At 68.2% G+C, this 24,916-nt stretch carries 22 protein-coding genes and 1 pseudogene; 3 read left to right on the plus strand and 20 right to left on the minus strand.

Translation table 11 applies throughout. The features are described from left to right. The 11 genes and pseudogenes from G6O68_RS32320 to G6O68_RS05375 form a co-directional block, all read right to left on the minus strand. Window positions 1–625, minus strand: a pseudogene (locus tag G6O68_RS32320) (hypothetical protein); the annotation flags it as partial. An 80-nt stretch (window positions 626–705) separates the two neighbouring features. Further along, entirely contained in the window at window positions 706–1,497 is a 792-nt protein-coding gene (locus G6O68_RS05330; RefSeq protein ID WP_165245612.1) for a choice-of-anchor M domain-containing protein, read from the minus strand. 94 nt (window positions 1,498–1,591) lie between these two features. Continuing rightward, window positions 1,592–2,056: a hypothetical protein gene (locus tag G6O68_RS05335; protein ID WP_165245614.1), complete on the minus strand. Its 465-nt coding sequence runs from the start codon at window positions 2,054–2,056 to the stop codon at window positions 1,592–1,594. Further along, entirely contained in the window at window positions 2,046–3,155 is a 1,110-nt protein-coding gene (locus G6O68_RS05340; protein WP_165246118.1) for a DUF1559 domain-containing protein, read from the minus strand. Before G6O68_RS05340 ends, G6O68_RS05335 begins: the two co-directional genes overlap by 11 nt. Window positions 3,156–3,196: 41 nt before the next feature. Continuing rightward, window positions 3,197–3,784 (minus strand): RNA polymerase sigma factor, encoded by a 588-nt coding sequence (locus tag G6O68_RS05345; protein ID WP_390625357.1) that lies wholly within the window; start codon window positions 3,782–3,784, stop codon window positions 3,197–3,199. 229 nt (window positions 3,785–4,013) lie between these two features. Next, window positions 4,014–4,364, minus strand: a complete 351-nt coding sequence (locus G6O68_RS05350) for a hypothetical protein (protein WP_165245618.1) — start codon at window positions 4,362–4,364, stop codon at window positions 4,014–4,016. Window positions 4,365–4,521: 157 nt separating this feature from the next. Further along, complete coding sequence (locus G6O68_RS05355; protein ID WP_165245620.1) at window positions 4,522–6,267, minus strand: CRTAC1 family protein; 1,746 nt, start codon at window positions 6,265–6,267, stop codon at window positions 4,522–4,524. Window positions 6,268–6,305: 38 nt separating this feature from the next. After that, on the minus strand, window positions 6,306–6,833 hold the full coding sequence (locus tag G6O68_RS05360) for a hypothetical protein (RefSeq protein WP_165245622.1): 528 nt from the start codon (window positions 6,831–6,833) through the stop codon (window positions 6,306–6,308). A 238-nt stretch (window positions 6,834–7,071) separates the two neighbouring features. Next, window positions 7,072–9,774: a M14 family metallopeptidase gene (locus G6O68_RS05365; RefSeq protein WP_165245624.1), complete on the minus strand. Its 2,703-nt coding sequence runs from the start codon at window positions 9,772–9,774 to the stop codon at window positions 7,072–7,074. A 207-nt stretch (window positions 9,775–9,981) separates the two neighbouring features. After that, window positions 9,982–10,230, minus strand: a complete 249-nt coding sequence (locus G6O68_RS05370) for a hypothetical protein (RefSeq protein WP_165245626.1) — start codon at window positions 10,228–10,230, stop codon at window positions 9,982–9,984. A gap of 154 nt (window positions 10,231–10,384) precedes the next feature. Continuing rightward, window positions 10,385–11,605: an alpha/beta hydrolase family protein gene (locus G6O68_RS05375; protein WP_165245628.1), complete on the minus strand. Its 1,221-nt coding sequence runs from the start codon at window positions 11,603–11,605 to the stop codon at window positions 10,385–10,387. A gap of 185 nt (window positions 11,606–11,790) precedes the next feature. Here G6O68_RS05375 and cls point away from each other — a divergent pair, with 185 nt between their 5' ends. Beyond that, complete coding sequence (gene cls / locus G6O68_RS05380; RefSeq protein ID WP_165245630.1) at window positions 11,791–13,227, plus strand: cardiolipin synthase; 1,437 nt, start codon at window positions 11,791–11,793, stop codon at window positions 13,225–13,227. Between the two features lie 334 nt (window positions 13,228–13,561). On the opposite strand, the gene G6O68_RS05385 is transcribed toward cls, so the two are convergent. Next, a complete protein-coding gene (locus G6O68_RS05385) occupies window positions 13,562–14,791 on the minus strand; it encodes a cation:proton antiporter (RefSeq protein ID WP_240911054.1) in 1,230 nt (409 codons plus the stop codon). Between the two features lie 427 nt (window positions 14,792–15,218). Between G6O68_RS05385 and typA the strand changes: the two genes are divergently transcribed. Further along, window positions 15,219–17,045, plus strand: coding sequence for a translational GTPase TypA (gene typA, locus G6O68_RS05390; protein ID WP_165245632.1), 1,827 nt, complete (start codon window positions 15,219–15,221; stop codon window positions 17,043–17,045). Between the two features lie 10 nt (window positions 17,046–17,055). Here typA and G6O68_RS05395 read toward each other — a convergent pair whose 3' ends face one another. Further along, window positions 17,056–17,598, minus strand: coding sequence for a DUF2721 domain-containing protein (locus G6O68_RS05395; RefSeq protein WP_165245634.1), 543 nt, complete (start codon window positions 17,596–17,598; stop codon window positions 17,056–17,058). 276 nt (window positions 17,599–17,874) lie between these two features. On the opposite strand from G6O68_RS05395, the gene G6O68_RS05400 reads away from it, so the two are divergent. Next, window positions 17,875–18,261 (plus strand): DoxX family protein, encoded by a 387-nt coding sequence (locus tag G6O68_RS05400; protein WP_165245636.1) that lies wholly within the window; start codon window positions 17,875–17,877, stop codon window positions 18,259–18,261. Between the two features lie 120 nt (window positions 18,262–18,381). On the opposite strand, the gene G6O68_RS05405 is transcribed toward G6O68_RS05400, so the two are convergent. From G6O68_RS05405 to G6O68_RS05435, 7 genes are all read right to left on the minus strand, one after another. Continuing rightward, window positions 18,382–19,032 (minus strand): thermonuclease family protein, encoded by a 651-nt coding sequence (locus tag G6O68_RS05405; protein ID WP_165245638.1) that lies wholly within the window; start codon window positions 19,030–19,032, stop codon window positions 18,382–18,384. Window positions 19,033–19,060: 28 nt separating this feature from the next. Then, window positions 19,061–19,906, minus strand: a complete 846-nt coding sequence (locus tag G6O68_RS05410) for a sugar phosphate isomerase/epimerase family protein (RefSeq protein WP_165245640.1) — start codon at window positions 19,904–19,906, stop codon at window positions 19,061–19,063. Between the two features lie 78 nt (window positions 19,907–19,984). After that, window positions 19,985–21,133 carry a Gfo/Idh/MocA family protein gene (locus G6O68_RS05415; RefSeq protein WP_165245642.1) on the minus strand — a complete coding sequence of 383 codons (1,149 nt, stop codon included), beginning with the start codon at window positions 21,131–21,133 and terminating at the stop codon, window positions 19,985–19,987. 52 nt (window positions 21,134–21,185) lie between these two features. Further along, window positions 21,186–22,244: a sugar phosphate isomerase/epimerase family protein gene (locus tag G6O68_RS05420; RefSeq protein ID WP_165245644.1), complete on the minus strand. Its 1,059-nt coding sequence runs from the start codon at window positions 22,242–22,244 to the stop codon at window positions 21,186–21,188. 79 nt (window positions 22,245–22,323) lie between these two features. Further along, window positions 22,324–22,929, minus strand: coding sequence for a hypothetical protein (locus tag G6O68_RS05425; protein WP_165245646.1), 606 nt, complete (start codon window positions 22,927–22,929; stop codon window positions 22,324–22,326). A gap of 40 nt (window positions 22,930–22,969) precedes the next feature. Continuing rightward, the gene (locus G6O68_RS05430) at window positions 22,970–23,320 is read right to left on the minus strand and encodes a hypothetical protein (protein WP_165245648.1); all 351 of its coding nucleotides are present in this window, start codon (window positions 23,318–23,320) and stop codon (window positions 22,970–22,972) included. Window positions 23,321–23,410: 90 nt separating this feature from the next. Continuing rightward, window positions 23,411–24,646, minus strand: a complete 1,236-nt coding sequence (locus G6O68_RS05435) for a hypothetical protein (protein WP_165245650.1) — start codon at window positions 24,644–24,646, stop codon at window positions 23,411–23,413. Window positions 24,647–24,916: the final 270 nt, after the last annotated feature.

A 24,916-nucleotide genomic window follows, 5' to 3' on the forward strand; every position in this document is an offset into this window, starting at 1 on the left:
CCCCCGGCCGCATCCGGCAGCGGCCCGACGGGGAAGGTGCGCGGCCAGACGAGGAGCGAATGGGGCGCGACGAGGGGTTGGGAGGCCTGCCAGAGCCCGAACGGGAACCGGAGACGAGTCGAGGGCACCTCCCTGGAAACTCGCCTCGGCGATCGGGCGTCAGCTTCCACGAGGTTTCGGTCGCGCACCATCCGGCGGCGTAGGCGCCCCCCGACGTGGCCGCGGACTGGGCCGACTCGACGCCTCGGACCGTCAGGGCCCAGGCGGCCCAGGGCAGGCGATTTCGAACCAGAAGCCGCGCGGTCGCCGACTCACCCTCGCGTATTCGCGAGCGGTCGAAGGTCAGCTCGCCCGAGAGTGCACGAAGCGCGGCCCACGGCCAGGCCGTCCCGATGGCCAGGACGCCGAGCAACCCCGGCGCGAGGATCAGGGCCCTCGGATGGATGCAGACCCCGCAGAGGATCGCCGCGAGCGAGGCGACGGCCAGGATCGCCCAGGGCCGGCGGACCCAGCGGATGTAGGGGTCAAGCCGCGAGGCCCGATCCCGTGTGAGGCAATCGCCCCAGCAGGCCATCCGGCCGCCGATGGATCGATCGCGAGGCTGCATCGCCGTCCCCCGACTCATCGACGAATCCTCCTTCGTTTCCGCCCGAAAGTCGGCCCCGGCGACGGTCGCCGGGGCCGAGCGGCGGCTTCAACGGGACGTCAGGCCGTCGTCCGCGAGGCGCGGCCGCGGCGACCGGCGAACAGGCCGCCGGCGGCGACCGCGAGGCCCGCCATGGCCAGGGCACTCGGCTCGGGGACGGCCGGGCCGGGAGGCGGGGGGATGTTCCCGACCACGAACCGGAAGACGTCGGAAGTCGTCACGACCCCTCCGCCCACCAGGGTGCCCGTGACGGTGAAGGTCAGGTCATAGACGCCGGCCGCCGTGAACCCGAAGTTGTAGTGGTCGTGACCCGTGGCGGTCAGCTCGATCGAATCGTCGAGCGACAGGCCGTCCGCCGTGTTCATGGCCGGGCTGGACGCAAAGCCGTTGCCCCAGAGCACGAACTGGCCGCCCGTGGAGTTGGAGACTCCGGTCAGCGAGAGCGTCAGGGCGTCGCCCACAAAGAGTCCGACGTCGATGTCCTCGGCGCCCCAGCCCACGTAGGGCCGGGTCGTGCTACCGGCGCTGGTCTGCCCGAGCACGTACAAGGGGTTGCCCGCGAACGGGGCGGGGAGGCCCGCGTTTCCGGTGGTCAGGACGGACTCGGGTACGACGGTGGATACCGTCGCCGGGTCGGCCGATGCTCCCGATCCGCCGAGCAAGGAGCCGTTGATCCGGGCGCTGCTGGCCAACTCGTAGTACAGATAAAGCCCATCGGTCGCATCGTAGCCGACGGCGATGTCCGCGTGGCCCGCCGTGTAGAGGTCGGTGAAGTCGGCGGCCGAGGCCGCCCCCGCCACGTACGTGGCCGCAAGGCCGGCGATGAAGGTCGTCTTGAAGAATCGAGTCATCACGATGCGTTCCTCTTTCACTGGGGATCGAATCCAGACCGACGCCGGCGGCCTCGTCGATGACGCCGCCGGGTGCTTCCAGGTGTCGCGAGGCTCACAAAGCCACGCGTTCCACGCTGGCGAACCAGCCTTTTTCGGTGACGATTTCGCGGATCTGGATCTCCGCGCCGTCGGGGAGCCGCCAGTGCGAGAGGCGGCAGTGCGAGTCCGAGGGGCCGCCGAGGTCCAGCGTCGGCATCCGGAAGACGAGCAGACTCCGAAGGGCCGAGGCCGGCATCTCGTGCGACTCCAGGCCCTTCAGTTTGGGCGAGAGCTGGAGACGCGAGCCCTCGGGCCGGCGGAGGATCCAGAGGCGGTAGTCGCCGTCGTGCCCGGTCTCGTCCAGGCAGAGCACGACATCATCCGGGAGCTGCGAGGCCACCGCTCTCGGGAGCCGGGCGAGGGCCTCCGGTCCGACGAGTTCCAGGCTCGCCGCGCCTGATCCCCAGCAGCCGGGGGCCAAGAGCGTCCAGGCCACCAGGCCGACGGCCAGGGCCGCCCTCGAACGCTCAGAGGGCATCGCCGCCGACCACCTCTCCGCCGTCTCGGGTGCCGAGGGCCCACCACACGGGGAGGGCGATCTTCTCTTTGAGGAACCGGACGCTGCCATCGCCGAAGAGCGCGTTGAGGCCGCCGTGGTGCAGGCTGCCGGGGGTGATCAGGATGTTGCCATCGCTCTCGCCGCCGTAGATGTGGCAGCTCCGGGCGTTGATCGGCATGACCTGCATGTAGGTCCCGCCGGCGTGGCCCCACCCCGAGATCCAGGCACGCCCGGAGTAGACCGTCCAGGCCGGGTCCGGGAAGCTCACCGAGCCGCAGTAGCGCTGCCAGGCGTGGAGCGTCCGCGAGGAGCCGGAGCCGCCGGCGCAATACGATCGCGTCGGCTCGGGCTCGCCGTACATGGCCTCGACGTCGTTCGGATCGGTGGCCCTGGGGAGTCGTCGCTCGGCCACGGCGACGGTATTGCTCAGTCCGTCGGACACGGCCGCCGCTCGGATCGGGCCGACGTGCCAGGCGGCCTTGCCGACCGGATCGTCCAGGCCGATGAAGCCGTTGTGGCGACCCATCCGGGCCCCGGCGGCCGGGCCGGAGGTGTCGGGAGTCCAGCCGACGTTCCCCGAATAGCTCTGCGGCGCCGGCCGCGAGCCGCCCATCGTCTCGGCGGGCTGATAGGCTTCCGAAGGGCAGAGGTACGCGGCGATCGCCGTCCTGGCGACCGTCCCGTTGGGATGATTCGCGCCGATGGTGGCCGCGTACATGACGACGTCGGGATTCGAGCAGTCGTCGGCGTTGCCCACCCAGAAATTGACGGCGTTGAACATGGGCTGCTGGTCAAGCTGGGGCAGGATGCTCGCGTGCCAGCTGAACAGGCCGTTGCGACATCGACCGTTCGGTGCGGGCTGCGCCGAGGTCGTGCTCATCGGGAAGACGCCGTTGACCTCGTGGTAGTTGTGCAGGGCCAGGCCGATCTGCTTCAGGTTGTTGGTGCACTGGGCCCGGCGGGCGGCCTCGCGGGCCGCCTGCACCGCCGGCAGCAAGAGCGCGATCAACACGGCGATGATGGCGATGACGACCAGCAGCTCGATGAGCGTGAAGGCCCGTCGCGGGAGTCGTTGCATGACGGTTCCCCGATTTGGGTGTGATGGATGGCGGAGGCGATTCAGGGGCGATCGTGGGCGTCGGGATCCAACTGGGCCTTCAGGGCCTCCCGGGCCCGCGAGAGCCGCGAGCGAACGGTGCCGATCGGCACGCCCAGCCGGCGGCCGATCGACTCGTAGTCCAGGCCGTCGATCAGGTGCAGGCTCAGGACGTCGCGATGACGGGGCCCCAGTCGTTCGAGGGCTGTACGGACCTCGGCCCGAAGCTCCTGGACGATCAGCGCCTGCGCGGGGTCATCGCGATCGATGGCCTCGCGGCGGAAATTGCAGGCGACCCCCTCGTGCTTGTGACGGCGGCGCATCGTCCGGCGGAGGTGGAGGCTCCGGTAGAGCACGGCCCGGATCAGCCAGGCCCGAGGGTTCGCGGGCGCCTCGGCTCGGCTCCAGAGGCCGAGCAGCGCATCCTGCACCGCCTCCCAGGCCAGGTGGTCGCAACCGAGTTGGCGACGCGCCACGCGGACCAGCTCGGCCAGAAACGGTCGCACCAGGGCGGCGAACTCGTCCTTCTCGGCCCCATGGAGGACCGGCCCGAACTTCCCAAGGCGTCCGCCGACCGACTCACCGGACGGCCCGAACAAGCCGGGCGGCACGTCAGGACGACGCCGCCCGGAGGCGAAACAGATTCCCGATGGTACGGCCATTCATCCGACCCCCTAGCTGTCCAAACCTCGACCTGGCGACGCGACGGTCCCGCCCCGCCCGATTCGGGCGAGAGAGACGGCGACGGAACCGCCCGGCGGAGTGCGAGATGCGACCGGGCAGCGACCTGCGGAAAGCCGAGGTCGATGACGGAGGTCTCGTCGGAGAGGCCGGGCGGCTTCAGGACGCGGCGGAAGGCGGCGCGCGGGGGATGGAGACGGCGAATGGAGGTTGGATGACCTCGACCGTCTCGACGCGGAGGAGCGAAGGCCGAACGGCCTCGATCGTCGCGGCGGGGAGCTGCTCGACCGGCAGCGGGGTGCTCGAGAAGTAGTCGCAGACCGCGCAGTCGCTCTCGGCCCTTAGGGAGTCGCCCGGCGTCTCGCAGTCTGACGCCGAGCATCCGACGCCGACGATCCGCTCGATCAAGCCGTCGACGGCGTGATGCCCCGGACCGTACAGCGACGTCGTCGCATGCAGGGCGAGCATCAGGAGCAACGTCAAACGGCGGCCGAGGTTCAAGATCTTCACGCCTGCTGGGGTCGAAGGTGGGGAGTGGTCCTTGGGAGGGCTTCCAAGATTCGTCGTCTGGATGGTTAATGCCGACCGTAGCGCCGAAGTTCCCACCGACGGCGAATTTTTCTCAAGATCGTCCCCCGGGCCTGTGACGACAAGGTCTGCTTCGCGCTCACGGACTGGGGGCGGGCTCGCGGAGCGTGATCGTCCGGTCGACGTCGACGTGTTCCAGCGTCGACTTGCCGCCTGCGGGCCAGGCGATCTCGATCCGGTCGATGGTCGCGATTTCGCCCAGGCCGAAGTGCATCTCCAGGGCGTTCTGGGACTGGTGCGACGAGCCGCTCCTCAACTCCCGCGATTGCTTTGCGCCCCCGCAGAAGATCGTGGCGTGGGCCCCGATCGCCGGGGCTCCGTGCCGGTCGACCACGCGGAGCTTGATCCACCGTCCGGAGCGCGGCGTATCGTTGCGGAGTAGCAACGGCGGCGAATCCATGGCCGTGATGAGGAGGTCGAGGTCGCCGTCGTCGTCGTAATCGCCGGTAGCCAGACCTCGGGCCGAGGAGGCGACCTGAAATCCCGGGCCCGCGCTCGCCGAGACGTCGACGAGCTTACCCCCGTCGTTTCGGAGGAGGAACGGCTTCTGGCGGTAGGATTCGTGCAGCTCCGGGTCCTGGTCGACCTGGGGGTAGATGTGGCCGTTGGCGATCACCACGTCCACGTCGGCGTCGAGGTCGTAGTCGAAGAAGCCGCATCCCCACTTGAGGGCGTTGTACGTGATCGCCTTCAGGCCGGCCGGGACGGCGACGTCCTGGAATGCGAGATCGCCCTGGTTGCGATAAATCGTGGCGGTGTCCTGGGCGAAGGTCGTGACCAGGATGTCCGGTCGACCGTCGCCGTCGAAGTCGGCGGCGTCCACTCCCATATCGGCCTGGGCCACGCCGTTGCCGTTCACCCCGGCCCCGCTCCAGGTCCCGATTTCGGTGAACTTGCCGCCGCCGTCGTTGCGGTAGAGGAAGTTGGGATTGGAGTCGTTGGCGACGAAAACGTCCACGTCGCCGTCCCGATCCAGGTCGGAGGCGAGCACCCCAAGGCCGTAGGACTCGGCCGTGTCGGTCATGCCGGCGTCGTCCGTGGCGTCGATGAACGTGCCGTCGCCGTTATTGCGGAAGAAGCGGTCGCGGCCGCCCCTCATCCCGAAGGGGCCCGAGAGCACCTTGACCTTCTCCCGCCAGACGGTGGTGCGGCGCGCCGCGAGGACCTCGTCCATCGTGGCGTCGATGTAGTTGGCGACGTACAGGTCGAGGTCGCCGTCGCCGTCGGCGTCGAAGAACGAGGAGCCGCCGCCCCACCCGGGGTCGGCCACGCCGGCGCGTTCGGCGACCTGCTCGAACGTGCCGTCGCCGCGATTGCGGTAGAGCCGGTTGGGGCCGAAGTTGGTGACGTAGAGGTCGACGCGGCCGTCGTGGTCGTAGTCGGCCGCCGAGACGCCGCATCCCCAGCTCTCGTCGGCCACGCCGGCCCTGTCGGTCACGTCCTCGAACGTGCCGTCGCCCTTGTTGCAGTAGAGGGCGTTGCGGCCCTTGGCCCGAACGCGGGAGGGCTCCTCGTCCAGGGCCCAGGCGTTTACCAGGAAGACGTCGAGCCGCCCGTCGGCGTCGTAATCCACGAACGCGCAGCCGGTCCCCACGGATTCCAGGATGTGGTCCTTGTCGGGCCCGCCGCCGTGGAGGACGCGGGTCAGGCCGGCGGACTCGGCCACCTCGACGAACCGCGGGCCGGCCCGGCCCGCGGGGGCGGGATCCAGGGGGACGGGGGCCGATGGCGAGGGGACCCGCTCGGGCGGCGACGCCGGCGGATCGCCGCAGGCGCAGAGCAGGGACGGCAGGGCGGCCGCCAGGAGTGATCGAAGGCGTTTCATGAGGATTCGTCTCCCCGGCGGCCGTGGGTCGGCGCGGATCATTCGGGGGCGATCGCAGCCTCGAACTGGCGGTCGAGCTCGACGCCCATCGCGCCGAGGTCGGCGTCGGCGCCGGCTCGCGCGATCTTGGCGGCGAGGTCGAGCAGGCCCTTCTTCTCCTTGTTGGTCACGAACATGTAATCGGCCTTGGTTTCCATGTCGGTGTTGTGGGTGTGGCCGGCCTTGGCCAGCCGCTGCCGCACGGCCTGGATCCGCTTGTCACCCTCGTTGCCGATGTTGGTGATCTCGGCCGCCGCAGCTTCCAGGTGGGCGACCCGGCCCTGGGCGTCGCGAGCCGCGGCCTTCAGGTGGCCCTGGGCGGCCTGGTGGTAACCGATGAGGATGCTCTTCACCAACTCGTCCTCGGTCGCCTCGATCTCGATGATCGCGGTGGCGAGGTGCTCGTAGGTCGAGGCCGCGACCTGCGCCGCCCCGTTATGGTTCGGGGCGCCGCCTTGTTGCGAACGGGCGGCTTGAAAGCCGAGCATGAGCACGCAGACGATCGCGGCGGTGGTCAGGGATCGCATGAGTCGTCTCCTTCTCTGTGGACGTTCGGGAGGGATCGATGGACGGCCCACCGCCGAGATTCGGCGGCATGGGCCTCGTGCCCGCCCAGGCGTCCATCCTCCGACGGCGTCGGCGATCCGATCGCGGAGGATTTGCGGACGTTTCCAGGGCAGGCCTCGCGAGGACCCACGATTTCTCGGCCGGATCGTCATTCGTTATAACCGGTGCGAGGCACGCGGCGAAGCGACTCGTCCTCGATCAGTGTCCGGGCCCGAAGAAGACGGCGTTCAGGAAGAAACGCTGGGTGGTGGGAGTCATGGCGCGATAGTTGGGATCGTCGGCGAAGCCGATGACGTGACCCTTGCCGAGCGACTGGTAGACGACGAGCGGCTTGCCGGCCATCAATTCCAGGGTCTGGGGCCAGCAGAAGCCGCTGACGAGCAGGTCGCGCGCGGCCAGGTTCACGAGGTTGCGGCCGTCGGCGGGCTTCAATGGTGTCAGCACGACGTCGGTGTTCATCAACGGGTAGACCTCGGCCGGCGAACCGAACGTGACGAAGTGGTCGTCATAGACATCAGCCCGGAAAAAGGCACCGGGGACCGGATCGGGCGATTCTTCCTCCGCGCCAGTCCGGGGCTCGTCGGCGACGCCCGGCTTGTCGCCCTTGTCGTCGGCCTTGGGGTCGGGCTCCGTGGCGGTCTTGACCGGCTTTTTGACCACCTTCGAAGCCAGCAGGCCCGCCGACTTCCCGGCCCCCCAGGCGGCCGCCCCCTTCACGAGGATGAGGGTCCCGCCGGATCGCACCCAGTCCTTCAGCTTTCCCGCGAAGGCTTCCGGGAGCGAGCCGGGATAGCGGCCGTCCGGCAGGACGAGCACGTTGTACTTGGTCAGGTCCAGGTCGGCGATCGAGCCGCCCGGGACGCGCGTCGCCGGATAACGCCAGACTTGATCGAAGAGATACCAGGAGTGGCCCACGAACGGCGAGGCCGGACGATCGACCAGCATGGCGATCTTCGGTGGCTTCACCCAGGTGATGTGGAATCCGCCCAGACCCGTGCCGCCGTCGACCAGGCCCGTATCCGTGGCCACGACCTTCAGACCCAGTCGCGCGGCCGTCTCGCGAATCCTCTCGTGCAGGGCGTCGGGGTTCTCGATGGTCCGCAGGAGCAACGTCCCCTTGGCGAAGCTGACGCCGCCGAGTCGGATCGACTCGTCCAGGACGTGGACGCGGAAGCCGGCGCGGAGCAACTCGGCCAGGGCGAGCATCGCGGCGTCGTCCTCGGCCTGGATCAGATAGCCGACGCGCGCCCTGTCCGGGCCGGAGACTTCGCCCGCCGCCTTGGGCTTCTCCACGACTTCGCTCTGCCAGGCGGACGAGCCTTCGACCGCCAGCGAGGCGACTCCGTGGGTCAAGGGGAGGGACCAGGCGGTGAGGTCGTAGATCTCGTCGTCGAGCCGGCGGCTCTTGCGGTCGAGCTGGCGCTTACGGAAGGCCTCGCCCATGTCGAACCGGGCGTCGAGCAGCGAGCGCGCGAGTCGGCCCGCCGGCTGGGCGATGGAGACATGGTAGCTCCCGGCCGGGGCGGTCCACTCCTTGACCGTCGAGTCGGCGTCCTTCCTGGCCTGCACGGTGGCCGGGGCGGTCAGCTTGCGGACCTCGACGCCGTTCTTGATCAGCAGCTCGGCGAGCCCCGCGGCGCGGGCGGGCGTGGCTCCGGGCAGCAGCAGGTAGTCGCGGACCGGGCCCTCGCGGCCCAGGGTGACGGCCGAGGCCCGGTACTCGTAGAAGTCGCGCACGAGGTCGCGGGCGTTGGCGGCGGCGGTCTCCACCGTCGAGATCCCGCTGACGTAATGCCGGCGGACGCCGTCGTGGTAATAGAGCTTGCGCTCGTCCTCGCGGTCGACGACCAGTCCGCGCGTCCCCGCCTGTTCCCAGAGGATCCCGATCGACCCGTGGAGCGCGGGCCATGTGGTGCCGTAGCCCGGGTAGAAGCCGTCGTAAAGTTCGCGGCTGGTGTAGAGGAATCCGAAGCCGTCGAACCGTCCCGCCTGACGCTTGCCGAACCTCTCGAACCACTCGCGCTGGCGGGGCGTGATGAGGTCCAGGATCGGATCGGCCGGGGGGTCGAAATAGTATTCGTTGTTCGTGCCCATTTCATGGGCGTCGATCAGGACGTGGGGCTGCCAGGTCAGGTAGGCGGCGATCTTGTCGCGGGTCTCGGACTGGGTCTGGAGGAACCAGTCCCGATTCATGTCGAAGAGATAATGGTTGTGGCGGCCCGTCGCCCAGCGCTGGACCCGCTCGGCGGCCAGAGGCTCGGGATCGGGCTCCACTCCCCTCCCCTCGCGGTGGAAGTTCACGAACCGGTCGCGGCCGTCGGGGTTCTGCATCGGGTCGATGACGACGACTAGCTTCTCCAGCAGCCGACGCGTCTCCTCGCGACGGTCGGCGACCAGGTGATAAGCCGTGAGGATCGCGGCGTCGCCCGAGGAGATCTCGTCGCCGTGGACGCCGTAGGCCATCCAGACGATCGCGGGCAGTTCGTCGAGCAGGGGCCGCGCCTCGTCGCGCGAAGTCTTGCGCGGGTCCGCCAGCCGCAAGTTGGCCGCGCGGATTTCGTCGAGTCGAGCGAGATTCGCGGGCGAGCTGATGACGAGGTAGGCCAGCGGCCGTTTCTCGATGGTCCGGCCATATGGGACGAGTTTCGTCCGATCCGGCGCGGCCGCATTGAGCGCGGCCAGGTACCGCTCGATCTCCGAGACGCTGGAGACGTCGACGCCCCACGAGTGGCCGACGACCTGGGCGAGGGTCGGGATCGCGGGATCGGCGTCCACCTCGGGCATCGGCAGCAGCCACCCGGCCCCGCCTGTCTCAGCCTTCTCCTGAGCTTGCGCCATGCGAGGCGAGGCCAGCCCGATGATGAGGACCAGGAACGCCCGGAATCGCCTCGACTTGAGCATGAAGCTTCCCCATCTGATCCCGTGATGCCGACCTGGATGTCGTACGATCGAGGCTAGCGAGGATCATGCGGAATAGCAAGATGCGCAGTTTGGGCGAAAAAGGCGGGAGTTTGGTTAAGGTGCGTTGGGCCCGGCTTCGAAACGAGAGCGAGGACCGGGGGCCGGTCCTCGCTCAGGAGTCACGATGGTGACGATATCGGTCGAACCTCAGGACTTGCGCTGGACGGCCTCGCCGGCTTCTTCGAGCTTCTCGCCGCCCTGATGGGCCTTTTCCTTGACCCAATCTTTCGCATCCTGGGCTTTCTCACCGGCAGCCTGGCCCAGCTCGGTGGCCTTCTCCTTGACGTCCTGGCCGATCTCGCAGGCCTTGTCGGAGACGGCGCTGCCGACCTCCTTGGCCTTCTCGGCAGCGTTGTGAGCGGCTTCCTTCGCTTTGTCGGTGTAGGATTCGGCCATGACGAACTCCTGAGGTGAAGAGAGGTCTCAGTCCAGGTGGAGCCCCGCTCGCGGGGCTTGCCATCAGCAGGTCGTGATGGTTGTTTCCGAATAGTGCAAAGCCGGTGCCAAGCGTTTCCATCGGAGATGCCGGCTTCGAGGATTTCGGTTCGGCTCAGTCGCGATCCATGTTTTCTCGATGGGGCGTGCTGACGACCTGTCCTCGTTCGTCCAGAAGGTTGAAGTAGTACGCTCGCGCGGCCTCCGGCCGACGTGCCGTGACGGTCTTCGAAGTCGGGTCGACCGCGGCGTCGACCGCCTCCCAGAGCCGCTCCGGCCAGGGGCCGTCGGCCTTCGTGAAGAGCAACTCGGCCCGGACGATCGGGGAGTCGCCCTCGTAGTTCGTCGTCAAGATTTCGCCGTCCTCCCGGATCGGTCCGACGCGAGGGAGCCCTGGGCCGTGCTTCAGGATCGAGTCGGCGAAGGTTCGGATTTCCTCGGGGTTCTCGCCGGCGCCGCCGTGGCCGTGGGGCATGCGCAAGCGGATGCTCAGGGTCGAGTCGCCACCCGAGGCCCGGTAGGACTTGCGGAGCGAGTCCAGCGGGTAGGCGAAGTCGTTCGTGCCTGTCACCCAGAGTTTGGGTGCCTTGCCGAGCGGTAGGTAATGCGAGGGGTCCCAGAGGGCCAGCCACCGCTCGCCCGTCGGGCCGAGCTTGTCGATCTCGGGCTTCCAGACCGAGTTCTCGCCGAGGAACCCGCAGCCGTAGACCGGCACGGCGAACCGGAACCGCTCATCGAGTCCGGACGCGATGCAGGTGAGGTAGCCGCCCCAGGAGATCCCGGTAAGGCCGATGCGGTCGGGGTCGACCTCGGGCAAGGAACGGAGCAGCGAGTGGGCGAGGATCACGTCGGCCACGGCGTGGTACGTCCATTGGTCCTCGGGGGCTGCGAGTGCGTCGGCGAAGCGATTGCCCGGCGGCCCGCCCTTCTCGTGGCGTTCCCACTTGCCATAGGAGCCGCGCGGGACCGTGCCGCAGGTGTCCATCGCGATCGCGGCGTAGCCCCGGCTCGTCCAGAGCCGGACCCATTCCTCGAAGGCCGTGCCGCCGCCGCCATGGACCAGAACGACCCCCGGGGCCTTCTCGCCCGGCCGCGGGGCCGGCAGGCCGATCCACGCGAAGGTCTCGGTCGGCTTCCCCTTCCAGGGTGAGGCTTCGTAGAAGACGGCCGAGAGGCCCTCGGCCTGGAAGCCCTCGGCCGGTCGGTGGCGAGGGGCTGTGAGCATCGCGGGGGTGGCCTCCATCGGACCGACGTCTTGCCCGAGCACGGAGGTCGCCGTCAACAGCGACGCGAGCCAGGAGAAGGCGGCGTTTCGGGTGGGCAGGGCGTACGGCACGGGGTCACCTCCGGTCGAGGGGCGTCGAATCCACGTCCTGGTTCATACCGGCGCCGTGGCCGCGGGACAAGCGGGCGGCGAGGACTCGGCCCCTGTCGGCGTCCCGTCGATGATGTTAGCCTGGCTCCTGTCATTCGAGCGGGGACGGCCGAGGTCCCGCCGCGTCGCGAGGAGTCCGCCCGACGGTGCACGAGGTCCTGACCAAGGCGTATTACTGGATCGCGGCCGAGCTGACGACCCTGCTGGGCTTCGGGCTGGCCATCGTCTTCGTCGCCTATCTGATCCGACAGAAACGCTCGCCGGCGAGCACCCTGGCCTGGCTGCTGATCGTCATCCTGGCCCCTTACGTCGGGGTGCCGCTCTACATCCTGTTCGGCGGCCGGAAAATGAGCCGCATGGCCGCGCGGAAGGCGCCTGTCTACGCCGGGGCCGCCCACCGCACCGCCCCCTCGATCGATTCGGACACCGAACGCCTGCTGCGTTCTTATGGGGTTCCCGAGGCGAAGGCCGGCAACATCGTCGCCATCGTGGAGTCGGGCGAGGAAGCCTATGTCCGGATGATGGAGCTGATCGACGAGGCCCGGTCCACGATCTACCTGACCACCTTCATCCTGGCGGACGACGAGGTCGGGCTGGCGGTGATCGAGGCCTTGGCGCGGAAGGCGAGGCAAGGCGTGATGGTCCGGCTCCTGCTGGACGACGTCGGGTCGTGGTGGCTGCGGCGTCGGCGGCTGGTCCCGTTGATCGAGGCGGGGGGGCGGGTCGCCTACTTCATGCCGATGATCCACCTGCCGTTTCGCGGCCGGGCCAACCTGCGGAACCACCGCAAGGTGGTCATCGCCGATGGCCGGGCGGCCATGGCCGGCGGGATGAACCTGACCGCCTCCTACATCGGGCCCCTGCCCGACCCTCACCGTTGGAGGGACCTGGCGATCGTCGTCGAGGGGCCGGCCGTCGAGGACCTGGAGTGGCTCTTCCGGTCGGACTGGCGGTTCACCACCGGAGAAAACCTCCCCGCGGGACGTCGTCGGGTCCCGCTGGGATCGGACCAGGCCTCGATCCCGACCGGACGCGACCGTCCGGGCCAGACCGTCGTGCAGGTCGTCGCGAGCGGGCCGGACGTGGAGGGGGACCCGCTGTTCGAGTCGCTCCTGGCGCTGACGTTCTTCGCCAGGCGGCGGATCTGGATCGTCACCCCCTACTTCGTACCCGACGACATGTTGGTCCGGGCCCTCGTCCTGGCGGCGCGTCGAGGGGTCGACGTCCGCCTGATCGTGCCCTGGAAGTCGAACCACCCGATCGCCGACCTGGCCCGCGAGGGATTCATCCGCGAGTTGCACGAGGCCGGGGCCGAGGTGCTCCTGTATCGGCCGACCATGCTCCACGCCAAGGCGGTGATGTTCGACGACCGCCTGGCCGTCATCGGTTCCGCCAACATGGACAACCGCAGCCTCTTCCTCAATTACGAAGTCGCGCTCTACGTCTTCTCGACCGAACGCGTCGCCGAGGTCGCGCGTTGGGTCGAACGCCTGGCTGCCGGCTGCACCGTCTACGAGCCGAAACGCGGGGGCGTCCGCGAGATCGCCGAGAACGTCCTCCGCCTCTTCGCCCCCCTTCTCTGACGCCGAAATCGGCTTCGTTCGCGCCAGCTCGAAAACGAAGCCATTCGACGTAAGCCGTTGCATGGCATGGCGTTAACCTTGGATTTTGCGTGAGGGAATTGGCTTCGTTCGGCGCAGTTCCGCCCTCGAATCTGCAGGCCCCACGATGTCGCGAGCAGCGCGAGCTGGGTCGTGGTCCCTGCGGGTTCACGAGGCGCGCACCCCCAGGGGGACACTACCACCGATTCGCCCGATTGCGACGGGGCCGGTCGCTCGCCGGCCCTATCGAGTCGGCGTGGCGAGGCGGAGTTCCAGGCCGCCGAGACCGGGGCGGCCCGTGCCGAGCGTCGGGCCGTCAGGCTTCGCTGACGAGATACCCGATCCCGTCGTCGTCCGACTCGAACGGCTCGGCCTCGCGACGCTTGGGCAGGAGCACCTTCAGGAGCGGCGGGGCGAGGAACGTCGTGACGATGACCATGAGGGTGACGCCGCCGAACTGGCCGCTGTCGAAGATCCCCCTGGCGAGCCCCATCTGGGCGAAGATCAGGCCCACCTCGCCGCGAGGGATCATGCCCACGCCGATCACACGTTTGTCCCCCTTGAACCACCAGGGCGCGTAGCCGGCCGCCATCTTGCCGACGACGCCGGTGACGATCAGCATCGCGCCCAAGCCCAGGGCCATTCGAGCCTCGGGGTTGCGTGGATCGAGGGCCGATAGATCGACCGAGGCGCCCACGGCCACGAAGAAGAGGGGTACGAAGAAATGGCCGAGCGCCGTGATGCCGTGCTCGATTTCCTGGGCCTTGGCCGTCCCCCTGATCAGTACGCCCGCCGCAAACGCTCCGATGATGCGCGCCGAGCCTGACTTCTCCGCCAGCCAGGCCAGTAACAGCGCCAGGATCAAGCCGAGGATCGTCGGCGTGCCGGGGAGGTCGAAGCGGCTGGCGACTCGGATGATCCAGGGGAGCGTCAGCCTGCCGACGATCAGGACTCCCGCAAGGAAGCCGAAGGCCTGGAGAGTGGCCAGCCCGACGGTCGATGGCGTGACCACACCGCCTTTGACGAGGCCGCCGACGACCGTCAGGATCACCAGGCCGAGGATGTCGTCGATGACCGCCGCCCCCAGGATCACCTGGCCCTCGGGGGCCTTCAGCTTGCCCATGTCCGAGAGCACCCTGGCCGTGATCCCGACGCTCGTGGCCGTCAGGGTCGCCCCGGCCATGATCGCCACGATGTTATCCAGCCCCATCATGCGGCAGCCTGCGTAGCCCAGGCCGAACGGCGCGACCACTCCCGCGATCGCCACCGCGACCGAGGTGCCGCCCACCTTCATCATCGAGCCCAGGTCGGTCTCCAGGCCGATCGCGAGCAGCAGGATCGCCACCCCCAACTCGGAGAGCAAGTGGATCGTCTCGATGTGCGGATCGACCTTGCCGAGGACCGAGCCGCCGACCACGATCCCGCCGATCAACTCGCCGAGGACCGCCGGCTGGCCGATCCGCTGCGCCAGCTCGCCGAAGATCTTCGCCGCCAGGAGCATCACAACGAGCATCGCGAAGAACTGCGCGGGTTCCAGATGTTGCACGACACCGCCTTTCCCTGAGCCAGATTCATGTAATCGAGCGAATATGCGGAAGCCCCGATGTCGGCCGTCGCTTTCGCCTCAGGACCGCATCGTAATCGACGGAGCGGCCCGCGTCTGCCCGCGATCTCGGCCGGGCCATCGTCGAATTCTTCGAACTCAGGCGGCGACGCCCTCGTCCCGATGGCCTCCGGAGGGGGACCCCTGATCAGCCTCGCCGCATGAACGGATGAACCGGTTGCATTTTCATGCTGGATCAAGTCAGGGTGTTTTTCGTACCATTGGGGGACGCGGGGATGGCTTCGAATTGGTGGAGCGGCGGCGAGGGTCGGGCTTCTCGCCGGAAAGGCGGGGGGCGGCGACGAGCCGTCCGCTGATTTGGGATCGACCGCTCTGACGCCTCGAACGTGGGACGCGAGCTAGGAACACGATGAAGAGACGGGAAGACATCCGGAACGTGGCGATCATCGCGCACGTCGACCATGGCAAGACGACCCTCGTGGACGCGATGCTCCGCCAGTCCGGGCAGTATCGCGCCTCGCAGTTGACCGGCGACTGCATCCTGGACTCCAACGACATCGAGAAGGAACGCGGGATCACCATCCTCGCGAAGAACATCGCCATCACCTACGGCGACGTCAAAATCAACATCATCGACACCCCGGGACACGCCGACTTCGGCGGCGAGGTCGAGCGGACGCTCCAGATGGCCGACAGCGCGCTCGTGCTGGTCGACGCCTTCGAAGGGCCGATGCCGCAGACCAAGTTCGTGATCCGCAAGGCGTTCGAGTGCAACATCCGGCCCATCGTCGTCATCAACAAGGTCGACCGGCCCGACGCCCGCCCCGAGGAAGTGCTCAACGAAATCTTCGACACCTTCGTCGAACTGGGAGCCACCGACGAGCAGTCGGACTTCTCGTACATCTTCGCCTCCGGCCGCGGCGGCTTCGCCTCTCACGACCCCAAGGTCCACGAGGGCGACATGCGGCCCCTCTTCGACCTGATCCTTCAGAAGGTCCCCGGGCCCGAGGTCGATCTCGACAAGCCGTTCTCGATGGTCTGCACCACGCTCGACTACTCCGAGTACGTGGGCCGGATCGCGATCGGCCGGATCATGACCGGCGCCGTGAAGCGGGGCCAGCGCGCCAATCTCTTCAAGCGCGGCGACGTGGTCACGCAGGGTAGCATCACCGGCGTCCTCGAGTTCGAGAAGCTCGGCCGCGTCGAGGTCGAGGAAGCCGAGGCGGGCGACATCGTGGCGATCGTCGGCCTGGCGTCGGTCGACATCGGCGACACGATCGCCTCGCTCGAAGTCACCCAGCCCCTGCCCCGCATCGAGGTCGGCGAGCCGACCCTGAGCATGCTCTTCACGGTCAACGATTCGCCGCTGGCCGGCGAGGGCAAGTACCTGACGAGCCGGCACATCAAGGAACGCCTCGACCGCGAGTTGGAGTCGAACGTCGCCCTTCGGGTCGAGCAGGCCGAGGACCTTGACGCCTTCATCGTCTCGGGACGCGGGCTGCTGCACCTCTCGGTGCTGATCGAGACGATGCGGCGCGAGGGCTATGAGCTGTCGGTCGGCAAGCCGGAGGTCATCGTCAAGAAGATCGACGGCGTTGACCACGAGCCCTACGAGTTCCTGGTCGTCGACGTGCCGCACGGCCAGATCGGCCCCGTCATGGAGCTGGTGGGCAGCCGACGCGGCGAGATGAGCAAGATGGACGTGAAGGGCGCCTACGCCCACCTGGAGTTCCTCATCCCCGCCCGCGGCCTGATCGGCCTGCGTAACCGCCTCATCTCGGGCACGCAGGGCGAGGCGATCATGCACCACAATTATCACGACTACCGCCCGCTCAAGGGGGACATCCCTTCGCGTGCCAACGGCGTGATGATCAGCATGGTGCGAGGCCAGGTCGTCGGCTTCGCCCTCGACAACCTCCAGCAGCGCGGCATCATGTTCGTGGCGCCCGGCGACGACACCTATGAAGGGATGATCATCGCCGAGAACGCCCGCGAGGACGACATGGTGGTCAATCCCTGCAAGGAAAAGAAGCTGACCAACATGCGGGCCTCGGGCTCGGACAAGAACATCCTGCTCAAGCCCCCCCGCGAGATCTCGCTGGAAATCGCCCTCGAATACATCGAGGCCGACGAGCTGGTCGAGATCACCCCCTCCAAGATTCGGCTTCGCAAGAAGTTCCTGACCGAGGAAGCCCGTAAGCGGTCCAGCCGCGGCGGCAAGAAGGTCGGCGTCTAAGCCGACGCGATCAAGAATGCGAAGAGGGCGGCGTCGCGGCTCCGGCCGTCGGCGTCGCCCCGACCGCGCGCTGATTGCGGAGCTTCTGATAGAACAGGATCTCCAGCCGGTTGTTCCGCAGCGCGATGTGCGCCTCGCGGATCAGCTGGACGCAGGCCGCCAGCATGAGCCCCACGCCCAGGATCGCCAGCGTCGTCGGCACGATGAGGATCCAGCCCCCCATCAGCGTGTTCAACGCCAGGGTCAGGCTCGTGCCGACGTACATGGCCATCGCCAGGTACAGCAGCGTGAGCGTCAGCCGGATCAGGTCGCTGCGCTGGACCATCCGGTCGAGCTGCACCGCGATGTGCTCCAGCCGATCCTCGACGTAATCGACCGCCTTGGTCCCCCGGCCGAGCTCGTCCCCCTCCAGGTTGAGCTGGCGGATCCGATCCACGACCCGCGACATCCGGTTCGAAGTCGAGATGATCAGCGACCCAGTCGCCGTCATGAAGAGCGCGGGCGTGATCATCGCCGAGAGCGTGGCGTAGGCTTCCGAGGGGGCGACAGGCATGGGAGCAAGCTCGGTTCTTGGACAGGTCGACCCATCCGCATGGTGTCTATCGCAGCAGACTCACGACGGCAGGTCCAGCTTTCGGCAACATCGTTCCGATCCAAATGGTGAAAGCTCGGAAACGATACTGTGACCATGGAGGAGTGGTCTATCCGGTGTCCGGGACCCAGATGAGACAAGGGGACAACAACCACGGCGAGAAATCGCCTTGCGATTGGCTCGTTTGAGGGTTAGAAGCTGCATCATGACGCAGTCGAAACCTTGTGGGCCAGTGAAATGACCATCGACCCCGTTCCGAAATGGCAGCGAATCACCGGCTGGATCCTCTCGGCGATCCTCGCCGTAGCCTTCGTCCCCAGCGCCTATTTCAAGATCGCTCAACCTCCGGGATTCCTCGAGAATTGGTCGAAGACCTACCCGGTCGAATCGGCCCTCCCGATCGGGGTCGTTGAGCTGGTCGTGTTTGTACTCTACCTGATCCCGAAGACTCGGTATCTCGGCGGGCTCCTCTTGCTCGCCTACCTGGGCGGCGCCGTGGCGACGCACGTACAAGCCAAGGATGGGCTGTTCTTCGTGCCTGTCTTGATCGGCGTCATCGCCTGGCTGGGGCTCTATTTCCGCGACCGCCGGCTTCGAGCCCTCGTCCCGCTGGCCGACGGTTGAACCTGGAGACCAGCCTACGAGGCCTTCCCGCATCACCGCCGACGCCGCCCGATGAGTCGGGCTGCCTGAGCACGCCGAGCCGGGCGGGAACGGCGGGCCGTCTCGGATCGATCTCCGCGTTCACGGAGTTACATTAAGAGGTCCTGAAGCTTCCGAGACCGTCCTCATCCGCTTGCGGTAGATGTGCGGCGGCTCGAAGGGCATGGGCCCTGCGGCCTTGGCGGCTTCCAGGACCTTGGCGGCGAGCTGGGGGAGGCCGTTGTCGCCGTAGAAGGTGATCGTCTCCTCGGCGAGCCTCGCCTTCACGATCAGGACGGAATAGTTCCTGTCGTTGAGGACGAAGTAGCCGAGCGTCCGGCCGTAGGGGTCGAGGGTCGCGGAGCGGATCAGCTCGACCTTGGTCGCGGTCGCGAACGCTCCCATGGCGAAAGCCCGGGCTTCGAGGCCGAAAGACTGGTCGAAGGGGATCTTGTGCTCGTCGTGGCGGGTCTCGGGCGAGTCGATCCCCAGGATGCGGACCGTCTCCTCATCGCCGACGGCCCAGCGAATCAGGACGGTGTCGCCGTCGTCGACCTGGACCAGCGCAGGATCGACCGGGACGGGCTGGCCCTGCGGCCGGGGCTGGGGCTTCGACGCGGGCCCTTGACCCGCGCCGGCGGCCGGCGGCGGGGAGGGGGCCTGGGGGTCGCCGGGCCAGGCCCCGAGGGCCACTCCGAGCACGACGAGCATCGAGCAGACGACGGCGAGGCCTCGGAAAGTTCTCGCGGGCATGGTCGGTCTGTCCTTCGGGGTATGTAGGTCAGTCGATGTGCTTCTTGATGAAGGCCAGGCCTTCCCGACAGAGGCCCTCGGCGTCGGGGAAGAGGGGACGCCAGACGCGGGTGGCGGCGGCCAGGGCCGGCAGCGCGAGGCCGAAGGCCTCGATGGTGAGGTAGCCGTCGTACCCCGTCTCCTCCAGGCCCTCCCAGAATGAACCCCAGGCGACCTGGCCGGTGCCGGGCGTGCCGCGGTCGTTCTCGGAGACGTGGACGTGGATCGTCTCGGCCGCGCACGACCGGATCGCGGCGGCCTGGTCCTTCTCCTCGATGTTCGCGTGGAAGCTGTCGAACATCATCTTGCAGAACGGGTGGTCGACGGCCCGGACGAACTTCGACGCCTGCTCGGCCGTCGTCAGGAAGTAGTTTTCGAAGCGATTCAGGTACTCGATCGCCAGCCGAATCCCGTGCGCCTCGGCGCGTTCCGCGACCTTCTGCAAGGTCTCGACGCCGTGCAGGAACTCATCCTCCGTCGGCCCGGTGCCGGAGAACAGGCCGATGGTGGAGTGCAAGGGGCCGCAGAGGATCTCGCAGCCGAACTCGCGGCCGCACTCCAGCACGCGGTCGAGGTAGGCGACGGCCGCCTCGCGGACCTTCGGGTCGGCCGAGATCGGGTTGATCTCAGGGCCCCCCATCACCGTGACGGCCGTGGCCCCCAGTCCCAGGGTTTCGAGCCTCTTGCCCAGCCGCTTGTAGGCCGCCAGGTCGGCAGTCTGGAAGATGGGGACCTCGACCGAGTCGAAGCCGACGGCCTTGATCCGTTCGAGCACGCCGTCCTGCGCCTCAGTGACGTGATCGGTCCACAGGAGCAGATTCATGCCGGTCTTCATCGCGACGGTCCTCGGGCTGGAGAGGGCGAAAGGGGGCCGCCGGGGAGAGGGCCGGCGGCGCGTCGATCCGGCGGGGGGTCAGACGGGGACGACCGTCTCCCATTTCTTGTGCTCGGCCGAGTCCAGCACGGCGTCGCAGACCGCTTGCGTGGCGAGGGCGTCGCGGAAGGTCGGCGGGGTGGACTTGCCGGAGCCCAGGTTCTCCAGGAAGTCGGCGACCTGGTGGACGAAGGTGTGCTCGTAGCCGATCTGGAGGCCTGGCACCCACCAGTTCTTCATGTAGGGCTGGTCGCCGTCGGTGACGTGGATCGAACGCCAGCCGCGGATGATCGAGTCGTCGCCGTGGTCGAAGTACTCCAGCCGGTGGAGGTCGTGCAGATCCCAGCGGATCGAGGCCTTCTCGCCGTTGATCTCGAACGTGTACAGCGCCTTGTGGCCGCGGGCGTAGCGGGTGGATTCGAACAGGCCGAGCGACCCGTTGTCGAACCGGCACATGAACGCGCAGGCGTCGTCGATGCCGACGGGCTCCACCTTGCCCGTGAGGTTGTGCTTGCGCTCCTTGATGAACGTCTCCGTCATGGCCGAGACCGACTCGATGTGGCCGTTGAGCCAGAGCGCCGTGTCGATGCAGTGGGCGAGCAGGTCGCCGGTCACGCCCGAGCCCGCGGCGGCGGCGTCGAGCCGCCAGAGGCCGGCCCCCCCCTGGGGAAGCTCGGTGGAGATGGTCCAGTCCTGAAGGAACTGGGCGCGGTAGTGGAAGATCCGGCCGAGGCGGCCCTCCTCGATCAGCTTCTTCGCGAGGCTGACGGCCGGCACGCGGCGATAGTTGTACCAGACCGTGTTGACGACCCCGGCCTTCTCGACGGCGTCGACCATCGCCTGGCCCTGGACCAGGTCCATCGCCAGCGGCTTCTCGCAGAGGATCATCTTGCCGGCCTCGGCGGCGGCGATGGCGATCTCGGCGTGGGTGTTGTTGGGCGTGCAGATGTCGATCGCGTCGACGTCCTCGCGCTCGACGAGCTTCCGCCAGTCGGTCTCGACCGACTCGTAGCCCCAGTTGTCGGCGAAGGCCTGGGCGGCGGCCTTGTCGCGGCCGCAGACCGCCTTCAGGACCGGGCGGTACGGGACGTCGAAGAAGTCGTTGACGCGCTTGTAGGCGTTGGAGTGCGTCCGGCCCATGAAGCCGTAGCCGACGAGGCCGATGTTGAGGTTCTTCTTCTCGGACATGAGATCACCTGGGAATGGGGGCGAATGCGAGGGGGACGTTCGGCTCCGGCGGTCACTCGCTCCAGCCGTGCGCGTCGCGGACCTGGATCATCGCCGCGAGGATGTCGTTCCAGGTCTGGGGCTTCATCATGACGTCGTTCGGGAACATGCAGCCGTCCCAGCAGATGTGGCGGAACTTCCGCGTCGGCCGGCCGGTCTCGTCGCGGAGCCAGAAACTGGCGTGGTGGGGGATGTCGAGCTTGCCGTTGGGGTCGCTCGCCAGGCAGTGCCGCCCGGTGTGGTCGTGCGAGCCCGAGCCGAAGACCGTGGCGTCGTTCTGGGCGACGTGGAAGTCGAGCGTCCAGGGCCGCAGCGCGTCGGTGAGCGTGCGGAGGGCGTCGTCGAGGACCGACTTGTCCTTCCAGTCGTAGCCGACGGGGAGGATGCGGTCCTCCTGGGCGTTCTCGCCGAGGGTGTAGAGCAGCGTGTGGGCCATGTCGGCCTGGAAGCCCACGGTCTCGGGCTCGTCGACCCGTTCGAGCAGGTCGACCATCTTCCGCCAGGAGTGCATGCCGCCCCAGCAGATCTCGCCCTCCGCGGCGAGCTTCTCGCCGTGGTCCTTGGCGATCGCGGCGGCCTGCTTGAAGGTCTCGGCGATCTTCTTCTGGTTGCCGTCCGGGTCGGCGGCCCAGTCCTCGGGGCTGCACGCGGAATCGAACCGGACGACGCCGTGGGGGCGGACGCCCAGGTCGCGGAGCTTCTTGGCGATCCGGCAGCCCTTGCGGACCTGCTCCAGGAACTTCTTCCGGCCCTCGCCCTCGTCCATCGCCGAGCCGCCGCCGGTCGGCGGCCAGACCGGCGCGACGACCGACCCGATGGCCAGGCCGCGTCGCGAGGCCTTCTCGGCCAGCTGCTTGATCTGGTCGTCGGTCGAGTCGATGTCGACGTGGGGGGCGAAGAGGAACAGGTCGAAGCCGTCGAACTTGACGCCGTCCACCTCGGCGGCGGCGGTCAGGTCGAGCATGACGTCGAGGTCGATGCAGGGGTCTCCGCCGTCGCCCCCTTTCCCGACCACGCCGGGCCATGCGGCGTTGTGGAGCTTGGGGAAGTCGTGCGTATGGCTCGCGGTCATCGGAGGCACCTCGCGCGTCGGATCGTCTGGGGAGGGGAGGGTAAGGTTCCCGCGTGTCGAGGGGTCGGGCCGGGGGCCCTCACCATCGAGGGTACGGGTCGATGAGGGTCTCGTGGAGCAGGCGGTCGACCTTGCGGACGCGACGGATGCCGAAGAATCCGGCCGCGGACCTCGAATGCGTTTCCAGGCCCTCGAAGTAGAGGTCGCCGGTGCCGTCCGCGTACTCGAACCAGGACGTGTCGGCGATCATCCCCGGGATCAGGGAGCAGACCGCCAGGCCGCCGTCGCGGGGGTCGAACCGACCGATCAGGACGCGCTGGTCGGTCAGGCCGTAGATCGTCCGGGCGAGCGTCCAGCGGCGGGCGATCCAGGACCCCGTGCGACCGAGGGCGTTCGCCGCGATCAGGCCGCCGAGGACGAAGGGAGCGAGGCAAAAACCGAGGAAGACCGCCGACGGCCTGACGACCGGCTGTTCGAAGATCCCGAGCATCCCGGCCAGGGAGACCCCCGAGAGGGAAGTGAGCGCCACGACGAACATCAGGGGCACGACCCGGACGGGTCGCATCCGAGGGAGGCTCGGCCGCTCGGACCAGAGCAGGGTCTCGCCGGGGGCGAGCTCCGGCTTGAAGCCCTCGGCGAGAGGGTCGTCGAAGTCGTCCGCATCGCACCAGCCTGGATGGTCCATCGCGGGATTCCCTCGGGCGGTCTGGCGGGGTGGGTCGGCCTCAGTGGTCGTCCTCGGGCGTCGCCGCGGCGACGCCCGCGCGGGAGGCCAGGTGGTCGATCTCGCGCTGGGCGACGGACTGCCGGGCGCCGGTGAGCCGCCGGTACTCCGCGATCGCCTCGGCGGTCTTGCCGAGCCGGACGAGTTCCACGACCACCGACGGGACGTGCTCGTCGTGTCCGATGCCCAGGTTCGTCAGGATCAGGTCGAGCTTGCGTTCGATGCGGGCGAGCTGCCAGTCGACGTCGCCGCCGCCGGCCGACCGCGAGAGTCCGATGACGAGGAGCACCGCGAACAGGCCGCCGAGGATCAGCAGAGCCGCCACGGCGATCAGGGTCCACTCCAGCAACATGCGGGGGCCTCGGGTCGTCCCCGAGCCCCGGGGCCCCGCCCTGACGCGGCCGGCCCCGGAGATCGTGGTCGCGATGGATCGGGTCGCGGATCAGCCGCCCTTCAGGTGATCGCCGACCTTCGGCAGGTTCGGGTGGGCGTCGGGTCCGAAATAGCGAAGGCTCACGAACGGCTCGCTGCCGGTGTTCTTGAAGGTGACGCCCTCGGCGGCCCGCTTGTGGGCGACGAAGACCTCGTCCTTCGTGATCTCGCCGAAGCGGATGAAGTTCGGGCTGTCGACGTCGAGCTTTCCGATCGTCCCGCTCCCCTGCACCACGGTCAGGCCGTAGGCGCCGGGGTCCTTGATGGTGGCCGAGCGGCCCGGCAGGACGGTCAGCTCGCAGGCGCTGAAGACCTGCTTGCCGGCGACGGTGCCGTAGACGATCCACTTGTCGAGGTAGCCGTCCTGCTCCGAGCCGGAGCGGACGATCGGCTCCAGGTAGTGGTTGGCCTTGAACTCGGGGTCGACGTTTTGCTCCCAGTCGAGCTGGTCGACGAGGTAGTCGAGATCCTGGTGGTACTCCTTGGGCACGTCCTTGACGAGCAGCTCCCAGGGGACGCGGCGGCCCTCGACGAGCGACTGATACATCCCGAAGACGTCCGAGCCCCACTGCGGCTCATAGGTCACGAGAGAGCCCGGGGCGTGGAGGACGTCGGGCGGGATCAACCAGCCGGTGCCGGGCTTGAGGCGGTAGGCCTTGGAGAGGTCCAGGATCCCGTTGTCGCCCTTGTTCCAGTCTTCCAGGCAGCGGCGGACATCTTCCTTCTTGGTGCCCGGCTCCAGGCCCATGAAGGTGTAGGGGAAGTTGTTGCCCGTCCAGTTGAGCTGGGGTGGGAAGTAGTAGCTCTCGGGCTTCCCCTCCAGCCCGATCTTCTCGGCCTGCTCCTGGGACTGGTGCATGTGGTGGGGAATCGGGCCCAGGTTGTCGAAGAACTTGCTGTAGACGGGCCACCGCTTGTACTTGGCCCAGATCGCCTGGCCGACGATCTCCTCGCCGTGGGCGCCGATGGCGTCGCGGAGGGTGAACTTGCCGCCGTCGTGGACGACGTAGCTGAGTCCCTCGTCCGGCGGGGCCCCCTCGTTGGCGGCGGGGGTGGTCGAGCCGAACCAACGCTCGTCGATGCCGCCGCGGTGCGTGCCCAGGGCGTAGAGGTCCTCGCGCGACAGCTTGAGCCGGGCGCCCGGCATCAGGAAGGATCGGGGCACCCAGGTGGGGGCCAGCCGCAAGATCCCTTCGCCCGCGTCAAGCGCCGCGCGCGTCTTCGCCGCCACGTTCTGATCGCTCATCCCACCCTCACTCGTCGTCTGCGGCCCCGATGATTCCGTCACCAGGGCCAGGCCATGCGCGAACCGCCCCGCCACTCGCAATGCGGGGCCGAAACGGTTGTAAGTCAAGCCGCCGCCCGACGCAAGCGCCGAGACGCGACCGTGCGTCGATTCGCGGCCCGCCCGGAGCGGTCAGGCCCGGAATAGCGGATCGCGCGATGGCCGGGGGAGGTGAGAACCGACGGTCGCCGGCGTCCAGTAAGGCAGGGGAAGGCCCGACCCGGGAGGATC

It is taken from the genome of Paludisphaera soli (genome assembly GCF_011064595.1).
GTDB classification, from domain to species: Bacteria; Planctomycetota; Planctomycetia; order Isosphaerales; family Isosphaeraceae; genus Paludisphaera; species Paludisphaera soli.

Bases quoted from the DNA above. Each gene is read 5' to 3' on its own strand.
- G6O68_RS05330 (WP_165245612.1), bottom strand. From the start codon at position 1,497: ATGACTCGATTCTTCAAGACGACCTTCATCGCCGGCCTTGCGGCCACG.
- G6O68_RS05335 (WP_165245614.1), bottom strand. From the start codon at position 2,056: ATGCCCTCTGAGCGTTCGAGGGCGGCCCTGGCCGTCGGCCTGGTGGCC.
- G6O68_RS05340 (WP_165246118.1), bottom strand. From the start codon at position 3,155: ATGCAACGACTCCCGCGACGGGCCTTCACGCTCATCGAGCTGCTGGTC.
- G6O68_RS05355 (WP_165245620.1), bottom strand. From the start codon at position 6,267: ATGAAACGCCTTCGATCACTCCTGGCGGCCGCCCTGCCGTCCCTGCTC.
- G6O68_RS05360 (WP_165245622.1), bottom strand. From the start codon at position 6,833: ATGCGATCCCTGACCACCGCCGCGATCGTCTGCGTGCTCATGCTCGGC.
- G6O68_RS05365 (WP_165245624.1), bottom strand. From the start codon at position 9,774: ATGCTCAAGTCGAGGCGATTCCGGGCGTTCCTGGTCCTCATCATCGGG.
- G6O68_RS05370 (WP_165245626.1), bottom strand. From the start codon at position 10,230: ATGGCCGAATCCTACACCGACAAAGCGAAGGAAGCCGCTCACAACGCT.
- typA (WP_165245632.1), top strand. From the start codon at position 15,219: ATGAAGAGACGGGAAGACATCCGGAACGTGGCGATCATCGCGCACGTC.
- G6O68_RS05395 (WP_165245634.1), bottom strand. From the start codon at position 17,598: ATGCCTGTCGCCCCCTCGGAAGCCTACGCCACGCTCTCGGCGATGATC.
- G6O68_RS05400 (WP_165245636.1), top strand. From the start codon at position 17,875: ATGACCATCGACCCCGTTCCGAAATGGCAGCGAATCACCGGCTGGATC.
- G6O68_RS05405 (WP_165245638.1), bottom strand. From the start codon at position 19,032: ATGCCCGCGAGAACTTTCCGAGGCCTCGCCGTCGTCTGCTCGATGCTC.
- G6O68_RS05410 (WP_165245640.1), bottom strand. From the start codon at position 19,906: ATGAAGACCGGCATGAATCTGCTCCTGTGGACCGATCACGTCACTGAG.
- G6O68_RS05415 (WP_165245642.1), bottom strand. From the start codon at position 21,133: ATGTCCGAGAAGAAGAACCTCAACATCGGCCTCGTCGGCTACGGCTTC.
- G6O68_RS05420 (WP_165245644.1), bottom strand. From the start codon at position 22,244: ATGACCGCGAGCCATACGCACGACTTCCCCAAGCTCCACAACGCCGCA.
- G6O68_RS05425 (WP_165245646.1), bottom strand. From the start codon at position 22,929: ATGGACCATCCAGGCTGGTGCGATGCGGACGACTTCGACGACCCTCTC.
- G6O68_RS05430 (WP_165245648.1), bottom strand. From the start codon at position 23,320: ATGTTGCTGGAGTGGACCCTGATCGCCGTGGCGGCTCTGCTGATCCTC.
- G6O68_RS05435 (WP_165245650.1), bottom strand. From the start codon at position 24,646: ATGAGCGATCAGAACGTGGCGGCGAAGACGCGCGCGGCGCTTGACGCG.